This is a genomic window from Dietzia sp., from assembly GCF_036741115.1.
In the GTDB taxonomy this organism is placed as follows: Bacteria; Actinomycetota; Actinomycetes; order Mycobacteriales; family Mycobacteriaceae; genus Dietzia.
Map to the genome: position 1 here is coordinate 1 of NZ_DAINST010000015.1, position 17,632 is coordinate 17,632.

A 17,632-nucleotide genomic window follows, 5' to 3' on the forward strand; every position below is an offset into this window, starting at 1 on the left:
TGCCCCATGATTTCACAAACCCAACCGTAAAACTACTTCACACGCGCGACACTAGGGTGAAGCGAGCGGCTATGGGGAGCATAGAAAGTCGCACCAACCTGCGGTTACTCCCTCGGCCACTATTCTTCCGCCGCGTCCGGGCCCGGCGAGATCTCGTCGAGGAACCACCGTAGGTTGCCGAGAAACACCGCATTGTCGTCTCCGACGATCATGTGCCCCGCCCGCTCCACTTCGTGCGTGTAGACGTGCGGGATCTGCTTGCGCAGCGCATCTCCGGCATCGGCGGCGATGACGTCGGAGTTCTGCCCGCGCAGGAGCATCGTCGGTACCTCGACCCGCCGTGCATAGCCGGACAGGACCTCTTCGCCGATAGCGGCGTTCTCGCCGTTGGCGGTGTCCGCGAATCGCGGGTCCCAGTGCCAGTACCAGCGTCCGTCGTCACGCTGCCGGAGGTTTTTCTTCAGGCCCTCGACGCTCTGCGGCTTCTTCCGGTGGGGCTGGTACGCGGAGACGAGCTCAGCGACCTGTTCGAGCGAGTCGAAGCCCTCGATGCCCGAGCGCATGAAGTCGCCGACGCGCTGCACACCCTCGACCTCGAGTTTCGGCGCGACGTCGACGAGGACGAGCGCGCATGCCACTGCGTCGCCGCGGCCGAGCGCGATGAGGCCCGTGATCCCGCCGAGGGAGGCACCGACGAGCACGGGAAGCCTGCCGGAGGGGAAAAGCTGGGCGGCGGCGCCGGCGAGGTCGTCGGCGAGCGCGAAGATGTCGTAGTCGCCGTCCGGGGCCCAGTCGCTGTCGCCGTGACCGCGGGCGTCGAGGGTGAGCACCTCGATCCCGGACTCCGCGAGCGCTCGCGCGGCGCGGTCCCAGGAGTGCCGTGTCTGCGCGCCACCGTGGAGCATGAGCACGGGCGGGTGGGCGGCGGCCGAGGCTTCGACGCCTACCGGCGTCCATCGGTCGCCTACGAGCGTGCCAACCCGGCCGCGGATCTCGAACTCCTCGGCCTGCGCCGAATTCCCTGCGTGTGCCATAACTCCTGCGTCCCCTGTGGCTTCTCCCATGGGCGCATTGTGCCCCCGCAACGGCGACCGCACGGGCGCTTTCGCCTCGAATCCCTAGCCGGCGAGCTCCCCGGCGAGCTGCGTCGAGAGCTCCTCCGCGACGGCCAGGACGCTTGCGTATGGACCCGCGCCGATGCCCAGTCCGGGGCCGGTGGGGATCACTGAGGCGTCGACGATCCGCAGCCCTTCGAGCCCCGGCACCCGACCCTCGACATCTGTAGTGATGCCCATGGGCGCCGTCCCGTAGAGGTGTTGGGAGTACCCCCTATGACGGCGGAGTTCCCCTCCCCCGGGCCCGCGCCTTTCCATCCCACGGAGTCCGGCGATCTCGACGAGCGCAGCCCCTATGGCCTCGGCCCCGGCCCCGAGGGCCACGGCGTCGGACGCGTCGGGGCGGTCCGAGAGCCGCACGGCGCGCTCGTCGACGACGCTCGCCGAACGCGGGTCGAGGAGCGCGACCCCGACCTGCAGGGGAACGCCCGAATCGGCCAGCGGACCTGCGGGCACGCCAGCCGACAGTCCGGAAGACGCGCCCACCGTCGGGCCGGCAACAGCGACGTCGAAGGGCACCTCGTACGGGCGCACCTCGAGGCGGCGGCCGGCGATGTCCAGCGGGATGCGGCCACAGAGGATCCCCGGCGGGTCCGGCCGGCGCAGTTCGGCGGCTAGCGCGGCCGGCACGTCGACGAGGATCTCGGGGTGCTCGCGCGCATTCGTGCCCGCAGCGGCGAGGAGCTCCGCCGGGCCACCGAGCCGGCGGTCCTCGAGTTCGGCGGCCGCGGCGCGAAGGAGGCGCGCGGTATCGATCGCGCCGGCGGCGAGGACGACCGACTGGGCGATGAGCCGGGAGCCGTCATCCAGCAGGACACCCCCGACCCGGGGCCGCCCGCCACCGGAAAGGAGAAGCGAGCGGACGCGCGCTCCGCAGCGCAGCCGGGCGCCGGCGCTCTCGGGAGCATAGGCGGTCCACGGGTTGCGGCGAGAGCCCTCCGGGCTGGTCCCGAGGCTGGCCTGCGAGCCGCTTTGCTGGCCGGCCTCCGAGGCGATCGTCAGGCGGCCGGGCTCGAGTGGGCGACCGAGTGCGTCGGCCAGAGCGCCGGCGAGCGTCGATGCGGGGACCGCGACGGGCCGCATCGTCGCCTCGGCACGCTCGAGGCCGCGGGCATAGCGCTCAGGCCAACCCTCGCCTTCGGAGCCCGGCCAGCGCTCGAGCGCCCGGGGGTCGGCGGGAGTCCAGGCGGCACCGTTGATCGCCGCGGACCCGCCCGGCCCGCGCCCGCGCCAGACCTGCGCGACCCCCGCGCCTGCGGCACCGTCGTCCGCCGGGATCCTTCGCGCGGGCGACACTGCCCCTCCGTTCTCTTCCTCCCACAGCGGGAGCCGCCAAGCGGGAAGCGGGGCGGCGGGGTGCGCCCGCAGGTCCGGCCCGGCCTCAAGGGCGAGCACATCGAGGCCGGCTTCGGCGAGGCGGCGGGCGGCCACCGCGCCGGCGGGCCCGGCACCGACGACGATGGCGTCGGCGGCGATGGCGTCCCAGGCGGCGGAATCGCCCACGACGCGAGCGGTCCGCCGGCCATGGGTCATCGGCGGATTTCGGGGATCAGCGCGCGCGGGCTGCGAGCGGTGAGCGCAGATTTCCACACACCGATCCCGTATGCGAGGTCGTCGGCGCGATGGAGCGCGATGTGCCCGAGCGGCCCGTCGACGGGGAGCCGCTGGGTGGGCCGCTTGCGCCACCAGTGCCGTAGACCCTCGGCGACCCCGGCGACCGCCAGGATCCGCGCGGCCCGCCGCCCTGTGCGCGTGGGCAGACCAGCGGCGATGACGGCGATCGTCGCCGGCGCATAGGGCCGCAGGAGAGCGGAGGCGAGCTGCCAGAATGCGCCGTCGAGACTCTTCGCGGCGACCCGTGCCACGAGCGCGGTGTCCCCACCGAGCGACCGGCGAAGTGTGCGCACCGACCATGCGGTCGCCGCCGCGGCACCCGCCACGGACCACGGCCGCCACCACCACAGTCCGGCGGCCGCGACAAGTGTAGAGACGCTGAAGATCGCCGGGACGATCTCGTCCTCGTGCGACGCGGCGAGCCGGGCCGCGCCCTCGCCGTAGAAGGAGCGGCGGCGCAGCATGGGCAGCAATTCGAGACGATGCCGGTGAGCCACCCGCGACAGAGGCTCGTAGCGGATCTCCCCTCCGGCGGTGACGATTCGCCAGCACAGGTCGACATCCTCGGCGACGTTCATGTCCTCGGCGAAGAACTCGACCGAATCGCCGAGGAGCGCGCGCAGGCGCGGCAGATGGAGGAGGAGCGCAGCGCTCGGCACGTACGGGACCGAGGTCCGCGATGCGACGCGCGCGGGGCGGTCGCCCATGTCGAGCGCCGATCCGGCCGTCTCGAAACCGCGGATGCCGAGGTGTCCGGGATCGGCGGCGACGATCCGCGGCGCGACGGCGACGACTGATTCCCTCTCGAAGTGGAGTCGCAGCAGCGGGAGCCAATCCCACCCGTCGGCGGACGTATCGGCGTCGAGGAGCAGGACCTCCGTGGCGCCTGACTCCTCGGCGGCTCGGATCCCCGCATTTCGCGCGGCCGCGGGACCACGCGACCCGTCGTGGCGCAGCACGGTGACCCTCGGCGTGCCTCGCCCCGGCACCTCCCCCCCATTACCCGACTCTCCCTGCTCCCCCAGTCCCCCGGCCGAGAGCGTCTCCGCGGACACCGGCACGGCACTGCCGTCGTCGACGATGACGATCCGCGCCCCGCGCGAGGTCACCGGGTCGAGGGAAGCCAGCAGCGCCGCGAGCCCCTCGGGGTCGTCGCGCACGGGAATGACGACGGACAGCGCGTCGATCGGCGCCGGCGGCTCCAGCGCGCCCGGGTCGTTGAACGCGATGGGAGTGGGGTGGGCCAGGCCGCGGCGGTAGAGGTGTTCGGCGACATCGGGCCGCACGTAGAGCGGGCTGACGCCGAAAGGGATTCCCCGGAATGCGTCGCCAGAGAGGCGGAGCATCGCGAGCGGTTCGCCGCCGACGAACCGGTAGCTCCCATCGTCCATCCACGTGACCGAAGTGCATAGGTCGAGGAACGGCGCGAGGGCGGGCACCGACGGTGCCCGTACCGGTGCGGACAAGGTCTACTCCCCTCTTCGTGTGGAGTGTCGCCTCGAGTGCGATCGGCCGTTGCCCCACCTCTGCGGCGGGCTAATCGCGGCCGGCGCCCCGATTCGCCGCCCAGGCTACGCGCGGTGCTGCGAGGCGCCCGTCCGGCGCGGGTTCCCACTGCAGGACCGCCTCTTCGGCGGCAGCGATATTGCGATCGAGGAGCGCGCGGCCCTCCTCGGCATCCGCGCCGCGCGGGTCGCCGAGCACGCCGTTCGGGGACACCGCGGCCACGCCGCCGGCACGGAGCTCCGGCAGTATCTCGCCGATCGGGCGGGTGCAGCCGGCCTCAGCGCGCTCGGGACGCACTCGTCCCGGATCGAGGGCGACCATGATCGACGTCTCGCCCCGACCCGCATGGGTGTCTCCGGCCCCGGCGGCCGTCGCGCAGCCGAACCACGCGACGTCGCGGCCCTCGGCACGCAGCCGAGGGACCGCAGCGGCGAGGGCCTCGAGATTCCCGCCGTGCGCGTTGACGATGAGTAGCCGCTCGGCCCACTCGCACACCGAGCGCCCCAGCTCGAGTAGCACAGCGACGAGGGCCTCGGTGCCGATCGAGGCCAGCCCGGCGAATCCCGCGTGTTCGCCGGAGGCACCGAAGGGCTGGGCGGGCAGGACCTCCGCCGTCATGGGCGGGTGCCCTCCCGGTCCCCCGGCGCGCGAAAGACGCTCGCCGAGCCCCGCCGCCACCGCCGCGGCGATCACCGCATCGGTGTCGGTCGGCAGGTGCGCGCCGTGCTGCTCGGTCGCGCCGAGCGGGAGGACGGCGAGCCGCGGGGGTTGGTCGCGCGGCACCGCTAGACCTTGGTGGCGCCCATGTCGACGGTGAATGTCGTCGCGGTGATGGTCCGCGCCTGCTCCGAGGAGAGGAACAGGACGGTATCGGCGATGTCGTCCGTCTTGGCCATCCCCATGCCGAGGATCGGCTCGAAGTGCGGGAGGAACTCGGGCATGTCGTTGAAGACCTCGTGAGCGCCCTCGTCCTGGCCGCCCATCGGGGTGAGCACGCCGTAGGGGTGGACGGTGTTGACCCGGATGCCGTGGGAACCGAGCTCCTTCGCCGCGGTCTGCGCCAAGCCGACCACGCCGTGCTTCGACGCCGAATACGGCGACTGAACGGGCATCGCCTTGAGCCCGGCCACCGAGCTGAGGAGCGTGATCGAGCCGCCGTTACCGGCCTCGATCATCGCCGGAATGGTGGCCTTGAGGGTCTTCCAGTAGCCCGTGAGATTCACCTCGATCGTGTCGTTCCACTGCTGCTCGTCGATCTCCCACACCTTGCCCCAGTTACAGATGCCGGCGTTGGCGACGACGATGTCGAGCCGCCCGCCGAAATGTGCGACGCCATCGGCGACGAGCTGCTGCTGGAACGCGAGGTCTCGGACGTCACCGACGCGGGCGAAGAGCTCACCGCCGGATTCGCGCCCGGCCTCCGCGACGAGACGCTCGGTCTCGGCCAAGTCGTCCGGGGTGGACGGCGGGTAGCGCGTGTACTCGGAGGCGCGGTCGGCGATATCGCAGCCGATGACCTTGGCACCCTCCGCGGCGAAGCGGATCGCGTACTTCCGCCCCTGTCCACGGGCGATGCCGGTGATGTAGACGACCTTGCCGTCGAACTGCCCCATGGGTGTCCTTCTTGTCGGTGCGGAAGCTGGTGGCCGGTTGCCCGCCGGCTATTCGCCGAGTCGGCGCATGAAGTTCTCTGGGATCACGAGGTCGTCGGGCCCAAGCTCGGCGATCGAGGACTTGCTCAGGCCGATCAGCGCGGAGTCGAGGCCCATGCGCAGCAGGTCGAGGACGTTTTCCACGCCGGCCTGGCCGTTGGCGCCGAGGCCCCAGAGGTAGGCACGGCCGATCATCACGGCGCGGGCGCCGAGCGCTAGGGCCTTCGCGACGTCGCCGCCGCGGCGCACGCCACCGTCGAGGAGGACCTCGACGTCGCCGCCGACCGCCTCCGCGATGGGCGCGAGGCAGCGGATCGACGCAGGCGTGCCGTCGAGGTTGTTGCCGCCGTGGTTGGAGACCGAGATCGCCGTGACCCCGGCGTCGACCGCCCGGCGCGCATCGTCGACGCGGGTGATGCCCTTGAGCATCACCGGGCCGTCGAACTTCTCCACGATCCAAGCGATGTCCTCCCACGTGGCCGGCGGGGTGCCCTGCCACTGCCCGTAGGCGCCGAAGAACGAGGGCCCGGTCTCGCCTGGGGCCACGAGGTTCGGGGTCGACAGGTCGGGCATCGCCTTGTTCTCGATGACAGACTTCGCCCACTGCGTCGCCCAGCGCGGGCGTGCGGCGATCTCCGGCGCGAGCTTGAGCATCGCGCGCGCGTCGAGGTTCTCGGGGATCTCCGGGCTGCCCCAGTCGCGGCCGATGGAGAACGACCAGTCGGTGGTGATGATCACGCCCTTGGCGCCCGCCGCCTTCGCCCGCTCGAGGCGCTCGAGCACCTGCTCCTTCCCTCCCAGCCAGTAGACCTGGAAGAACGTCTGCGGGTTCGCGGCGGCGACCTCCTCGATGGGCTTGGAGGCGAACGAGGAGAGCCCCATCGCGGTGCCGCGCGCCGCGGCGGCGCGGGCAACGTCGACCTCGCCGTCCGGCGTCACGGCCTGGACTCCCGTCGGGGAGATCATCACCGGCATGCTGATGGGCTGCCCCATGACGGAGGTCTCCATCGCGCGCTCGGCCTTCGCGCCCACGACGTGCGGCTCGAATCCGAGCTCGCCGAACGCTGCCGTGTTGTCATCGCGCGTGGTGCCGCGCTCGGAGCCGGCCACGAGTGCCGAGTAGACGCTCTTCGGCAGGCGCTTCTGTGCACGCCGCTGCGCCTCGGCTACGGACTCGAACCACGGGTTCTTGCGCCACGGGTTGAGCTCGGAGAGTTCGGAGAGAGAAGCCACGGGGGTCCTTCGGTCGATGGTGTGCGGTGGGTGTTCGGCGACTAGATCGGGGATTCGTCGCAGAGGTGCGAGGGTTTGCGCGGCGGGGTGGTGAGCAGCGTGAGCGGCACCGGCCCCTGGGGCTGCTTGCGCGCGGCCAGGCCCTTGATCCGGGAATGGTCTTGTGACGCCGCAGGCACGTTTCGCTCGGCCTCGAGGAGACCCTCGCCGAATCCCTGGACACACTCCGGATCCGGGCCGTCCATGGGGAGCCCGGTAAAGAACTTCGCGGCCATGCAGCCGCCGCGGCAGGAGTCGTAGTGCCCACAGGAGCCGCAGGCGCCGGCGGACTGCGGCTCGCGCAGCTCCCGGAACAGCTCGCTCTCCTGCCACACCGTCTCGAAGCCGCCGTCCGTGACGACGTTCCCCGCGAGGAACTGCTCGTGGATCGCGAACGGGCAGGCGTAGACGTCGCCGATGGGGTCGATGAGGCACACCACTCGGCCGGCGCCGCAGAGGTTGAGCCCCGGCAGGGAGCCCTGGCCCTCCTCGAAGGCGGAGAGGTGGAAGAAGGAGTCGCCGGTGAGCACGTTTTCCCCGTGCGCGACGAGCCAGTTGTAGAGCTCGCGCTGCTGCTCGGGCAGCGGGTGGAGATCGTCCCAGACGTCGGCGCCGCGGCCGGAGGGGCGAAGGCGGGTGATCCGGAGGGTCGCGTTGTAGCGGTCGGCGAGGGCCTTGAACTCGTCGAGCTGGCCGACGTTCTCGCGGGTCACCACCACCGAGATCTTCGCGTCGCGGAATCCCGCGTTGTCGAGGTTCTCGAGCGCGCGGCACGCCATGTCGAAGGAGCCGGGGCCGCGGACGGCGTCGTTGACCTCGGCCGTCGCCCCGTCGATACTGATCTGCACGTCGACGTAGTCACTCGCCGCGAGGCGCTCCGCGACCTTCTCGTCGATCCGCACGCCATTGGTGGAGAACTTGACCCCGACCTGGTTGGCCGTCGCGTAGTCGACGAGCTCCCAGAAGTCCGAGCGCACCGTCGGCTCGCCGCCGCCGATGTTGACGTAGAAGACCTGCATCTTGTGCAGCTCGTCGATGATCGCCTTGCATTGTTCGGTCGACAGCTCGCGCGGATCACGCTTGCCGGACGAAGAGAGGCAGTGCACGCACGCGAGGTTGCACGCGTACGTGAGCTCCCACGTGAGGCAGATCGGGGCATCGAGTCCGCTCTCGAACTGGTCGACTAGGCGGCCGACCTTCGCGGGCGGCGCCGTGGGTGTGGCGGTCATGGGCAGGACCTCCGGGGTTGCGGGGCTGGTGGCTGTGTGTGCTTTGGGGCTCGGTGTCGCGCTACGGGGCTCAGCGCGGGACGATCATCTTCGTCTCGGCGAGCCGACCGAGTGCGTGGACGTAGAGGCGCGCGACCTGCGGTTCGTTGATATCGACCCCGGCCTCGAGGCACGCCGCGCGGGCGGTGGGCTGGGTGTCGAGCGCCTTGATGACGGCGACCATCGCGGGACTCTTGAGGAACGAGAGCTTCCGCGTGTGGAAGTGATAGAGGAGCGCGCCGAACGGCTCGGGACGGACTGCGACCTGCGGGTGCAGGCGCCAGCCGGTGTCCAGCGAGAAGGCCGCGGCGGAATCGTTCGCTTCTGCCGGTGCTTCCTCGCCGACACCGGCCGGTGCTGCTGCGGGCATGCTCAGTACACCCCGCACATGCCGTCGATCGAGACCTCTTCGATGAGGGCCTCGTCGAGCATGGCCTCGTCGTTCCGGGTGTTCTCCATTTCGGACCTCCTCCTTGCCGGCCACTGATGCGACCGTGTCGGATACCTCACACCACGAAGGGCCCGCGGTGTGGTCCACATCATATTGACACCCAGTGCCAAATGCAATGGTGTCTTTCGATGACGCCCCTCCCCGGCTCCGCGCTGCGAGAATGAGGCGATCCGCATGCACGGCGGACAAGAGACCGCGGGCAGCCCAAGAGCGGTGTGCGGGAGACAGATGCGGGATCGACGACACGAAGGGGGCGCCGGTGGCGAAGCGCGAGGACCGCGGAGACCCGGGCAGCGCACCCGATGCGGCAAAGAACCCCACTCCGAGCAGGGAGAATCCAGACTCCGCCACCGCGCCGGGCCGCCGCCCCGCGACCAGTCGGCAGCGAATCTTCGTCGCCGCGATGGGCCTGTTCGCCGAGCACGGCTACGCCTATACGAGCGTCGAGGACATCGCCTCCGCCGCGGGCATCTCGCGCCGCACACTCTTCCGCTATTACCCCAACAAGGCGGCAATCCCGTGGGGAGAATTCGCCGATCAGATCGCGGTGATGCGTAAACATCTGGAAGCCATCGGCGACTCCGTCCCGCTCCGGGAGGCGATCGGCGAGGCCCTCGTCTTCTTCAATACCTTCCCCGATTCCGAGTCCGGGGTGCACCGGCGTCGAATGCGGCTCCTCCTCACCGAGCCAGAGCTCCAGGCGCACTCGATGCTCATGTACTCCGACTGGCGCGGGGCGATCGCCGAATTCGTCGCCCGCCGCCGCGGCGAGGAGCTCGGCGATTTGATCCCGTCGGCCGTGGCGCTCACGGCGCAGGGCATCGCCATCTCGGCATACACCGCGTGGCTCGATCTCCCTTCGGAGCGGGGAGTCCCGGCGGAATTACACCGCTACCTGCGGGAAGCGTCGTCGATTCTGGCCTAGCACCTGCGCCGTCAACGCCGGTTTCCCGACACGACCGCGAGCTTGGTGGAACAATCGCCACTATGGGCAAAGTCACATTTTCTGTCGCCTGCTCGCTCGACGGATACCAGACGGACTTCGACGGCAGCTACGCGTGGGCCAAGCCCACGGAAGAGGTGATCGCGGCGATCAACGACGACGCGCGAAACGTGAGCACCTACCTCTACGGTCGGCACGCCTACGCGGAGATGGCGTCGTGGGAGACGGACCCCTCGCTCGCGGAGAAATCGGCGGAGTCCGCCCGTTTCGCCGAGGCGTGGAAGGCGGCGGACAAGATCGTGTTCTCTCGCTCGCTCGGCGAGGTGTGGACCGAGCGGACACGGCTCGAGAAGGAGCTCACCCCCGAGGCCCTCGACGCCGCGAAGACAGAGGCCAGCGGGGACCTCACCCTCGAGGGCCCGCTGCTCGCGCGCTCGGCGCTCAGCCGCGGGCTCATCGACGAGGTCGCGATCCTGCTGTGCCCCGTGGTGGTCGGCGGCGGCGGGCCCGTGTTCCCCACCGGCATGGAGGCGCAGCTCTCGTTGGTCGATGAGAAGCGCTTCGAGAACGGCATGCTGCGACTGCGCTACGCGCTGAAGAAATAGCGGGGCCGGCGGGGCCGGCAGCCCTTATTGCCCCATCTCGGCGAGCGCGGCGGGGCCATCCACATGAGTTCCCAGCCGTGTCCGTCGAGGTCGTCGAAGGCGGCGCAGTACATCGGCCCCTGGGCCTCGGCCTCCCGCGTGACCTTCGCTCCGGCGACGCGCACCCGCGAGAGAAGCTCGTCGACATTCTCCTTCGAAGTGCACTGAAGGCAGTTGAGCACCTCGCGCGGACCGCCCGGGCGGTAGCTGTCGCGGTCCTTGAACTGCGCGAATTTTGACTCTTCGAGGAGCAAAACGATGATCGCGTCGCTCACCTCCATCGAGGACGTGGTCTCGTCGCGGAAGACCTGGTTCTCCTTCCACCCGAGCGCGCGGTAGACGGCGGTCGCCGCCTTGACGTCGGAGACGACGAGATTGGCGAAGATCATCGGGTGCCCGAGCCGGGCGGGCTGCTGTGCTGCGGGCGAATCCGTGGACTCGCGCGAGGTGGTCTCTTCGGACATGGCAGGGCCTACCGCCCTCGGTCACGCCGACCTTCCCGCCAGGTGGCTATGAGCGTACGTGGATCGACGCGGGAGACAGGCAGGTTCGGGCCGTTGCCGACCCCGCGGCGGATGAACTCCGCGACGTCCCGGTTGTACGCGGCGGCGAGCGCCTCGACCTCCCGCTCGGAATGGCAGTCCCGCGCCTTGCCCGGCAGTAGTTCCCGCTCGCGCCGCAGCCGCAGCGCGGGCGGCAGGAACTCGTGGCCGGTGAGTCCCTCGCGCTCCGCGTATTGCCGGATCCACCAGTCATCACCGTCGCCGCCCCGCTTCGGCAGCGGTTTGCCGGCGCCGGGAAGGTTGTCGAAGTCTCCGCGCTCGGTGGCCTGCCGGATCTGCCGTTCGACGAAAGTCTCGAAGGCCACGCCCGGCGGTTTGCGCCGTGGCACCGCCCCGTCGCGCTCGCCGGGGCGAGCGCCGACCCGGCTTTCGGGTTCCTCCGCCGTCATGGGTGGAGAACTATCCGCTGGTCCGACGGTTGAACGCGCGCAGCGACAGCGGCGCGAGGATCACGGTGAGCGCCACGACCCAGAGGATCGTGGTGATCTCTGGGTGTTGGAGCGGCAGCGCGGCGTCGGGGCCGACCGCGGGGGCGTTGCCCCACAACTCGCGCATCCCCTGGACGACGGCGGAGATCGGATTCCACTCTGCGATCACGCGCAGCCACGTGGGCATGGTCTCCGGCGGGGCGAAGGTGTTGGCGAGGAAGGTGATCGGGAAGACCGCGACGAACATCGCGCCGTTGACCGCCTCGACGCTGCCCAGCGCAGAGCCGACGAGGATGCCGATCCAGATCATCGCGAAGCCGAAGAGCAGGAGCAGCAGGTAGCCGGCGATCGCGTCGACGGCCCCTCCGTGGATGCGCCAGCCGACGAACAGACCCGTGATGGACATGACCACGATGCCGATCGAGGAGTGGATGATCGACGAGACCGAACGGCCCACGAGGATCGACGCCCGCGAGATCGGCAGCGAGCGGAATCGGTCGACGATCCCCTTCTCGAGGTCCTGCGACAGGCCGGCCGCGACGATGAACGACGAGAAAGTCATCGTCTGCGCCATGATCCCGGGGAGCAGCCACTCGCGGTACGAGCCGCCTGGGGCCTGGATCGCGCCGCCGAAGACGTAGGCGAAGAGCACGACGAACATGATCGGCTGGATCGTGACGTCCGTGAGGTTCTCCGGCTGGCGCCGGATGTGCATGAGGTTGCGGCGGACCATCGCGCCGACCTGGCGGGCGAAGGTCGGCGCGGCGAGCTCGGCGGGGGCGATGGTCTCGGGGGTGCTCATTGCGGGGGTGCTCATGACGCCTCCTCGGCGGCCTGCTTCTCTCCGGGTGCCTCGCCCGCGCCAGACTGGTGGTTGCTCTCCTCCGCGCGGTGCCCGGTGAGCCCGAGGAACACGTCGTCGAGGCTGGGGCGCTGGAGGCCGATATCGTCGAGCTCGATGCCCTCGGCGGCGAACGCGTTGGCGATGGCGGCAAGCCCGCCGACGCCCTCGCTCGGTGCGCTGAGCCGCCGGGCATCGTGGTCTACGTGGATGTCGGCGACGTGGCTGCGCAGGATCTCTTCCGCGCGCCCGACCTCCTCGATCCGGGACACGGTGACGACGAGCGCCGCGGCGCCCGAGCGGTCCTTGAGCTGCAGCGGCGTGCCCTCGGCGATGACCTTCCCGCGGTTAATGACCACGATGTTGTCGGCGAGCTGATCCGCCTCGTCGAGATACTGCGTGGTGAGCAGGAGCGTCGCGCCCTCGCGGACGAGAGTGCGCAGGACCTCCCACAGCTCGAGGCGCGCTTGCGGGTCGAGTCCCGTGGTCGGCTCGTCTAGGAAGAGGACGGGCGGGGCCGCGACGAGGCTCGCCGCGAGGTCGAGGCGTCGCCGCATGCCGCCCGAATAGCTCTTGGCGATCTTGTTCGCGGCGTCGGTGAGCGAGAACTTCTCGAGCAGCTCGTCGGCGCGCGGACCTGTGGCCTTGCGGGGAAGGCCGTAGAGATCGCCGATCATTCGGAGGTTCTCGCGTCCCGTAAGCAGCTCGTCGACGGTCGCCGACTGCGCGGTGAGCCCCATGGACTGCCGCACTCTTTTCGGGTCTTTGCGCACGTCGTATCCCGCGACGATCGCGGTGCCCGAGGTGGGCGTGAGCAGGGTGGTCATCATCTGCACGGTCGTGGTCTTGCCGGCGCCGTTGGGGCCGAGCACGCCGAGAACGGTGCCCTGCGGCACCTGGAACGAGACGCCATCCACCGCGGTGAAGTCGCCGAATTTCTTGACCAGGTCCTTCGCCTCGAGGGCGATGCCCGATGTCGGGCTGCTGGGTGAATACACGAGCGTGATCTTCCCACGTCCCGCCGGGTCTTGCCTATGGGGAATCTCACCCATATTCCGGCCGCGTCGTTGGTGACGATTCTCGTGTCCTTTGGCGGTACTCGGTTGCTCGCGCCCGAATCCTCTACTTTCGTCGAACGCGGCGCAACGTCCCTCTACGTCTGGGAGGCGGGCTGCGCGGCGCGCAGGAGATAGGTATCCATTATCCACCCGTTTTCGGCGCGGGCTGCGGCGCGGGCTGCGGCGATCTCCTCCCCTACCTCCCCGACTGTTCCGTGGATGAGGATCTGGCGCGGGTCGCCGAGGTACGCGCCCCAGTAGATCTCGGTGTCCGGCTCGGCGACCTTCCGGAACGCGCATCCGCCATCGAGCATGACGAAGCAGTTCCGCAGCAACCCGGGGTCCGTCTCCGGCAGGTTCCTGCCCGTGGTGATGTGGATGGCCTGGCCGATGGCGTTCGCCGGGATGGCGAAGGCCGCGCACAGCGCGCTGGGCGCGGTGATCCCCGCGATCGAGCGGACGGCGAATTCTCCCCCGCCGCTTTCAGGGGAGTCGCCCGCCCCGACCCCACGCAGTCGCTCGAGCATCCGCAGCGTCGAGTCATAGAGCGAGGGGTCCCCCCACACGAGGAAGCCGGCGGTTCCGCCCTCGGGGAGTTCTTCGCGGATGACGGCGGACAGCGCAGCCACTCTGCGGCCATGCCATTCCTCGACCGCCGCCTCGTAGTCACGCGCAGCGAGCTCGGGATCGCGTTTGGTGTCCTCGACGAGCACCGTGCGGGGCTCGCGCCCCGCGCATTGCGTGGCGAGCATGCGCGCCCGCAGGTCCCGCATGTCCGCCGTCTCCGTGCCCTTGTCGAGCACGAGGACCACGTCGAGCGAGCGCATCGCGGCGGTCGCCTCGCCGGTGAGGTGCTCGGGATTCCCCGTGCCGATGCCGATAGCCACGATGCTGCGCATTCCCCGAGCCTATCGCCGCCCCGCTGCGGCGCCCGGTCGCGGCCCGTACGAGCCACGTCCACGGCCCAGGTAACGGTCGGCGGGGGCACTCCACATGTTGGCCTGCGCGGCGAATCTCGCGGCCGGCCAAGCGGCCATCCCGGAACGCTCATGCGCTGGATAGCGGTGCGCCGGGGTATCGTGACTACGTTCGTTTCTCGCTTTCGTGTCCCGCGCCGGAAGGAATCCCAGACTCTATGTCTCCCGTGCACACCATTTCGCCCGCGATCGCGCGTTCGTGGCTGCTCCTGCCTGCAAATAAGCCGGAGCGTTTCGACGCAGCCATCGATTCGGAAATGGATGTAGTACTCCTCGATGTCGAGGATGGGACCCCGGAGGCCGAGAAGGCGCAGTCGCGCGAGTACGTCCGCGATTGGCTCAACGGCGGCGGCAAGGCGTGGATCCGCATCAACGATGTGCGCTCCTCGGAGTGGGAGAAGGACCTCGAGATGCTAGGGCACCTCCCCAACCTCCAGGGGGTCATGCTCGCGAAGACCGAGAACGCCGAGCACGTGGCTCTCACTGCCGCCCGCCTGCGCGAGGGCACGCCCATGGTCGCGCTCGTCGAGTCCGCGGACGGGCTCGCCAACGCCACCGAGATCGCCAAGGCGAAGCCGGTCGTGCGCCTCGCGTTCGGCATCGGCGATTTCCGCCGCGACACCTCCATCGGTTCCTCCCCCCTCGCGCTCGCCTACACGCGCTCGCAGTTCGTCATCTCTTCGCGTGTGGCACGCGTAGCTCCGCCGATCGATGGCCCGACGATCTCGAACGAGGTCACGGTCCTCCGTGAGGCCGCCGAGCACGCGGTGGAGATGGGCATGACCGGAAAGCTCTGCCTCCGCGTCGACCAGGCCCCGTACATCAACGAGGTTCTCTCCCCCTCGGCCGCCGATGTCTCGTGGGCCGAGTCCGTGATCGAGGAGCTCGGCCACGGAGGCGAGCGCGCCAAGGACGGCTCCGATCTCCCGCGCCTCGCCCGCGCGCAGAAGATCGCCCGGCTAGCCCACGCCTTCGCCGCCAACGGGTAGCGGCGCCGCCCCGCCCTTACCTACGGACATGCCCCGCTCGATGGATCGACACACGCCGCCGCCGAGCGGGGCCGCTCGTGTCGAGCAATCGTTCCCCTCGGACATCGGGAAGATCAAGGTCTGCCGCAGGTGGCTGCCGTGGAAGAGCCGGACCCGTAAAGCGGCGAGCACGGCCTGGGACTGGGTGCCGGACTGGGGCAGGAGCTACGCCGCCGACGATCCGGTTTCCTCGACGCTCGCGACCATCGGTTGGATCATCGCGCTGCCGTTTATGATTCCCGCGCTACTCGTCACCCCCTTCTTTCTCCTCGAGTGCCTCCTCCAATGGCTGTGCTTCCCGTTCGCGCTGTTCCTTCGATTCGCCGGGATCATCCCCGTGACGATCGAAACCGCCCGGCGCGGTGAGATCCTCCACACCGAGCGCGTGACCGGCTGGGCGAAGGCCCGCGCGCGCCGCGACGAGTTCCGCGCGTGGAACGCTGCCCAGGCCGCCGCGGCTAAAGCGCAACTGCCTAGGCAGTCTTGAGCGGGGCCACGGCGCTCCCGCTACCAGCCGGCCGCGAGCCTGCGATCCGTGGACTGCATGCCGTCATTGGCCTGCCCCGTGGTGCTCGCGATGGCACCGAGCATAGATGTGAGGTCGGCGGCCGCCGTATCCCACTGGTGCTGGAGCGCCTGGTAGGCAACGGCAGACTCTCCCGTCCAGCTCGCCACGAGCGGCTGGAGGTAGGTTCGCAGCTGATCGAGGGTGCTGTTGAGCGTCCCTGTCGAGGTGGTGATCTCGGCAGCTCCGGCGGCGATGTTCCCGTGGTGGTATTTGATGACCGAATCGTTCATGGGCTCTTCTCTTCCCTATCTGAATGGAATGCAGTTCTGCGGTTCGGTGCCGGCGTAGGCCGGTTGCGTTAGAGGTTGAGCGGACCGGCTGCGGCGACGCGGTTGATCGCGGCGGTGTTGATTTCTTCCTCGTTGCCGAAGTGGGTGGAGTTGAGCCGCAGCTGCTCGGCGATTCCGGCCAGTGCGGTGTTGAGGCGTGCGACGGCGCCGTCCCAATCCGACATGACCCTCCCGAAGGCCAAAGCCGCCGAGCCCTGCCAGGTACCGGTGCCGAGCTGTTGGACGGTGCCACGGACCGAGGACAGGAGCGCGCCGATATCCGAGTTGGTCTGGTCCACGTGGTTCGCGGCCGCGACGAGAACGGGCATCTCCGCGTTGAGCGCGCCTCCGGGGGCGGTCTGGGAAGGCGAAACTGGTGAAGACATGGCCGATTCCTTTCTCTGGTTTTCTATTTCTCGGCTTCTTTTCGTTTCTTTCCACCCCTGACGACGCACCGAGGGCCCGGTTCGGTTCCCCTCCGCGAAGAATCCACGAAATCCCTACGCGAGCTCGCTCTGCCTAGTCGTTTCGAGCCGCGGGCAGCGAGCACGCGGCTTCGGCCACCGCGCCGGAGGGGACGGGAAAGCTCGGCATCGAGGCGATGTCGAACAGGTCGACCAGCGGTCCCGCTCCGCTACCGCGCACGAGGATCTCCGACGATCCGTGGCGTGCGGAGCGGTGGCGCTCGCGAATCGATCGCAATGCCGTGAGCACTCGCAAGCCGAAATCGCCGGGTTCGCCCGCGCTGTCGCGGAGTGCGTCGTCATAGGGGCAGTGGTCGGGATCGACGCGGAGCACGAAAGCGGTGTCGACGAGCGAGAGCGTGCGCCGCTCTCGGTGGACGAGCGAGACCACCGCCCCCTTCGCCGACAGCTCGACCGTGTACGCCCAGCGGACGGACGAGCTCGAAAGCGCGTCGGCCTGGAACAGCGCGGCGCGGAAGGTGGTCGGCGCGAGCCCCACCGCTGCCGCCGCGCGCTCGGCCTTGTCGATGCGCACGTTTCCCCAGTTCGTCGGCACGATGAGGCGCAGTTCCATCGATCCGGTGTCGATGCGCTGCCCGAGCCACCGACGCGCTCGGTGCAGGGTGGCGCCGCCGACCTCGGAAAACGGCAGAGCGACCCCGCCCACCTGAACGCGAGGCGCATCGACGAGCGCCCAGGGCTCGTCCACCACCCCGGTCTCGGCCGCCCGGGCGAGATCGTCGACCTCCGGCGCGCACCACACCCGGTGATCTCCGAATCCCGCGCGACGGGCCTGCTCCCCCGCTTTCCCCGTGGCGGCGGCCACGCACGGGCGCATTCCGACGAGGTCCTCGCCCGTCGCCACGACGAGTCCCCCGCACGAGATGTCCACGGCGGCGACGGCGTTCGCCGGCAATCGCGCCGGAGGTATGACGGCGCTCCTCCCGGATTCCCGAAGCTGCATCGATCTC

At 69.8% G+C, this 17,632-nt stretch carries 21 protein-coding genes; 4 read left to right on the forward strand and 17 right to left on the reverse strand.

Annotated features, from left to right (window positions below):
• Positions 1-119: 119 nt before the first annotated feature.
• From V7E05_RS03915 to mftA, 9 genes are all read right to left on the reverse strand, one after another.
• Positions 120-1,034, reverse strand: coding sequence for an alpha/beta fold hydrolase (locus tag V7E05_RS03915; protein ID WP_333618368.1), 915 nt, complete (start codon positions 1,032-1,034; stop codon positions 120-122).
• Between the two features lie 84 nt (positions 1,035-1,118).
• The gene (locus V7E05_RS03920; protein WP_333618369.1) at positions 1,119-2,618 is read right to left on the reverse strand and encodes a GMC family oxidoreductase N-terminal domain-containing protein; all 1,500 of its coding nucleotides are present in this window, start codon (positions 2,616-2,618) and stop codon (positions 1,119-1,121) included.
• Positions 2,619-2,644: 26 nt separating this feature from the next.
• The gene (mftF, locus tag V7E05_RS03925) at positions 2,645-4,195 is read right to left on the reverse strand and encodes a mycofactocin biosynthesis glycosyltransferase MftF (RefSeq protein ID WP_333618370.1); all 1,551 of its coding nucleotides are present in this window, start codon (positions 4,193-4,195) and stop codon (positions 2,645-2,647) included.
• A 70-nt stretch (positions 4,196-4,265) separates the two neighbouring features.
• A complete protein-coding gene (mftE, locus tag V7E05_RS03930) occupies positions 4,266-5,018 on the reverse strand; it encodes a mycofactocin biosynthesis peptidyl-dipeptidase MftE (protein ID WP_333618371.1) in 753 nt (250 codons plus the stop codon).
• Positions 5,019-5,020: 2 nt separating this feature from the next.
• Entirely contained in the window at positions 5,021-5,848 is an 828-nt protein-coding gene (locus V7E05_RS03935; RefSeq protein ID WP_333618372.1) for a mycofactocin-coupled SDR family oxidoreductase, read from the reverse strand.
• 48 nt (positions 5,849-5,896) lie between these two features.
• Entirely contained in the window at positions 5,897-7,120 is a 1,224-nt protein-coding gene (gene mftD, locus V7E05_RS03940) for a pre-mycofactocin synthase MftD (protein WP_333618373.1), read from the reverse strand.
• A 41-nt stretch (positions 7,121-7,161) separates the two neighbouring features.
• A complete protein-coding gene (gene mftC, locus V7E05_RS03945; protein WP_333618374.1) occupies positions 7,162-8,388 on the reverse strand; it encodes a mycofactocin radical SAM maturase in 1,227 nt (408 codons plus the stop codon).
• Positions 8,389-8,458: 70 nt separating this feature from the next.
• A complete protein-coding gene (gene mftB, locus V7E05_RS03950) occupies positions 8,459-8,797 on the reverse strand; it encodes a mycofactocin biosynthesis chaperone MftB (protein ID WP_333618375.1) in 339 nt (112 codons plus the stop codon).
• 2 nt (positions 8,798-8,799) lie between these two features.
• Positions 8,800-8,886 carry a mycofactocin precursor MftA gene (gene mftA / locus V7E05_RS03955; RefSeq protein ID WP_333618407.1) on the reverse strand — a complete coding sequence of 29 codons (87 nt, stop codon included), beginning with the start codon at positions 8,884-8,886 and terminating at the stop codon, positions 8,800-8,802.
• Positions 8,887-9,137: 251 nt separating this feature from the next.
• Between mftA and mftR the strand changes: the two genes are divergently transcribed.
• Positions 9,138-9,803 (forward strand): mycofactocin system transcriptional regulator, encoded by a 666-nt coding sequence (mftR, locus tag V7E05_RS03960; RefSeq protein ID WP_333618376.1) that lies wholly within the window; start codon positions 9,138-9,140, stop codon positions 9,801-9,803.
• A 62-nt stretch (positions 9,804-9,865) separates the two neighbouring features.
• On the forward strand, positions 9,866-10,426 hold the full coding sequence (locus V7E05_RS03965) for a dihydrofolate reductase family protein (protein ID WP_333618377.1): 561 nt from the start codon (positions 9,866-9,868) through the stop codon (positions 10,424-10,426).
• On the opposite strand, the gene V7E05_RS03970 is transcribed toward V7E05_RS03965, so the two are convergent.
• The 5 genes from V7E05_RS03970 to cobF all read right to left on the reverse strand — a co-directional run bounded on the left by V7E05_RS03970 (position 10,408) and on the right by cobF (position 14,254).
• Positions 10,408-10,929, reverse strand: a complete 522-nt coding sequence (locus tag V7E05_RS03970) for a VOC family protein (protein ID WP_333618378.1) — start codon at positions 10,927-10,929, stop codon at positions 10,408-10,410. The genes V7E05_RS03965 and V7E05_RS03970 overlap by 19 nt on opposite strands.
• Positions 10,930-10,937: 8 nt before the next feature.
• Complete coding sequence (locus V7E05_RS03975) at positions 10,938-11,417, reverse strand: DUF1992 domain-containing protein (RefSeq protein WP_333618379.1); 480 nt, start codon at positions 11,415-11,417, stop codon at positions 10,938-10,940.
• 10 nt (positions 11,418-11,427) lie between these two features.
• Positions 11,428-12,273, reverse strand: coding sequence for an ABC transporter permease (locus tag V7E05_RS03980; RefSeq protein ID WP_333618380.1), 846 nt, complete (start codon positions 12,271-12,273; stop codon positions 11,428-11,430).
• Positions 12,270-13,295: an ATP-binding cassette domain-containing protein gene (locus tag V7E05_RS03985; RefSeq protein WP_333618381.1), complete on the reverse strand. Its 1,026-nt coding sequence runs from the start codon at positions 13,293-13,295 to the stop codon at positions 12,270-12,272. The genes V7E05_RS03980 and V7E05_RS03985 overlap by 4 nt, the downstream gene beginning before the upstream one ends.
• 155 nt (positions 13,296-13,450) lie before the next feature.
• Positions 13,451-14,254 (reverse strand): precorrin-6A synthase (deacetylating), encoded by an 804-nt coding sequence (cobF, locus tag V7E05_RS03990; protein WP_333618382.1) that lies wholly within the window; start codon positions 14,252-14,254, stop codon positions 13,451-13,453.
• 236 nt (positions 14,255-14,490) lie between these two features.
• Here cobF and V7E05_RS03995 point away from each other — a divergent pair, with 236 nt between their 5' ends.
• Together V7E05_RS03995 and V7E05_RS04000 are read left to right on the forward strand one after the other, a co-directional pair.
• On the forward strand, positions 14,491-15,321 hold the full coding sequence (locus tag V7E05_RS03995; protein WP_333618383.1) for an HpcH/HpaI aldolase/citrate lyase family protein: 831 nt from the start codon (positions 14,491-14,493) through the stop codon (positions 15,319-15,321).
• 40 nt (positions 15,322-15,361) lie between these two features.
• Positions 15,362-15,847, forward strand: a complete 486-nt coding sequence (locus tag V7E05_RS04000; RefSeq protein ID WP_333618384.1) for a hypothetical protein — start codon at positions 15,362-15,364, stop codon at positions 15,845-15,847.
• A gap of 20 nt (positions 15,848-15,867) precedes the next feature.
• Here V7E05_RS04000 and V7E05_RS04005 read toward each other — a convergent pair whose 3' ends face one another.
• From V7E05_RS04005 to V7E05_RS04015, 3 genes are all read right to left on the reverse strand, one after another.
• Entirely contained in the window at positions 15,868-16,158 is a 291-nt protein-coding gene (locus V7E05_RS04005; protein WP_333618385.1) for a WXG100 family type VII secretion target, read from the reverse strand.
• A 68-nt stretch (positions 16,159-16,226) separates the two neighbouring features.
• Positions 16,227-16,583 carry a WXG100 family type VII secretion target gene (locus V7E05_RS04010; RefSeq protein WP_333618386.1) on the reverse strand — a complete coding sequence of 119 codons (357 nt, stop codon included), beginning with the start codon at positions 16,581-16,583 and terminating at the stop codon, positions 16,227-16,229.
• Between the two features lie 133 nt (positions 16,584-16,716).
• Entirely contained in the window at positions 16,717-17,625 is a 909-nt protein-coding gene (locus V7E05_RS04015) for a hypothetical protein (RefSeq protein WP_333618387.1), read from the reverse strand.
• Positions 17,626-17,632: the final 7 nt, after the last annotated feature.

Excerpts from the sequence above, each read along its gene's own strand:
- V7E05_RS03980 (WP_333618380.1), bottom strand. The coding sequence starts at position 12,273 with ATGAGCACCCCCGCAATGAGCACCCCCGAGACCATCGCCCCCGCCGAG.
- mftC (WP_333618374.1), bottom strand. The coding sequence starts at position 8,388 with ATGACCGCCACACCCACGGCGCCGCCCGCGAAGGTCGGCCGCCTAGTC.
- V7E05_RS03915 (WP_333618368.1), bottom strand. The coding sequence starts at position 1,034 with ATGGCACACGCAGGGAATTCGGCGCAGGCCGAGGAGTTCGAGATCCGC.
- V7E05_RS03935 (WP_333618372.1), bottom strand. The coding sequence starts at position 5,848 with ATGGGGCAGTTCGACGGCAAGGTCGTCTACATCACCGGCATCGCCCGT.
- V7E05_RS03965 (WP_333618377.1), top strand. The coding sequence starts at position 9,866 with ATGGGCAAAGTCACATTTTCTGTCGCCTGCTCGCTCGACGGATACCAG.
- V7E05_RS03995 (WP_333618383.1), top strand. The coding sequence starts at position 14,491 with ATGTCTCCCGTGCACACCATTTCGCCCGCGATCGCGCGTTCGTGGCTG.
- mftA (WP_333618407.1), bottom strand. The coding sequence starts at position 8,886 with ATGGAGAACACCCGGAACGACGAGGCCATGCTCGACGAGGCCCTCATC.
- V7E05_RS04015 (WP_333618387.1), bottom strand. The coding sequence starts at position 17,625 with ATGCAGCTTCGGGAATCCGGGAGGAGCGCCGTCATACCTCCGGCGCGA.
- mftB (WP_333618375.1), bottom strand. The coding sequence starts at position 8,797 with ATGCCCGCAGCAGCACCGGCCGGTGTCGGCGAGGAAGCACCGGCAGAA.
- V7E05_RS04005 (WP_333618385.1), bottom strand. The coding sequence starts at position 16,158 with ATGAACGATTCGGTCATCAAATACCACCACGGGAACATCGCCGCCGGA.
- cobF (WP_333618382.1), bottom strand. The coding sequence starts at position 14,254 with ATGCGCAGCATCGTGGCTATCGGCATCGGCACGGGGAATCCCGAGCAC.
- V7E05_RS03975 (WP_333618379.1), bottom strand. The coding sequence starts at position 11,417 with ATGACGGCGGAGGAACCCGAAAGCCGGGTCGGCGCTCGCCCCGGCGAG.
- V7E05_RS03970 (WP_333618378.1), bottom strand. The coding sequence starts at position 10,929 with ATGTCCGAAGAGACCACCTCGCGCGAGTCCACGGATTCGCCCGCAGCA.
- V7E05_RS04010 (WP_333618386.1), bottom strand. The coding sequence starts at position 16,583 with ATGTCTTCACCAGTTTCGCCTTCCCAGACCGCCCCCGGAGGCGCGCTC.
- V7E05_RS04000 (WP_333618384.1), top strand. The coding sequence starts at position 15,362 with ATGGATCGACACACGCCGCCGCCGAGCGGGGCCGCTCGTGTCGAGCAA.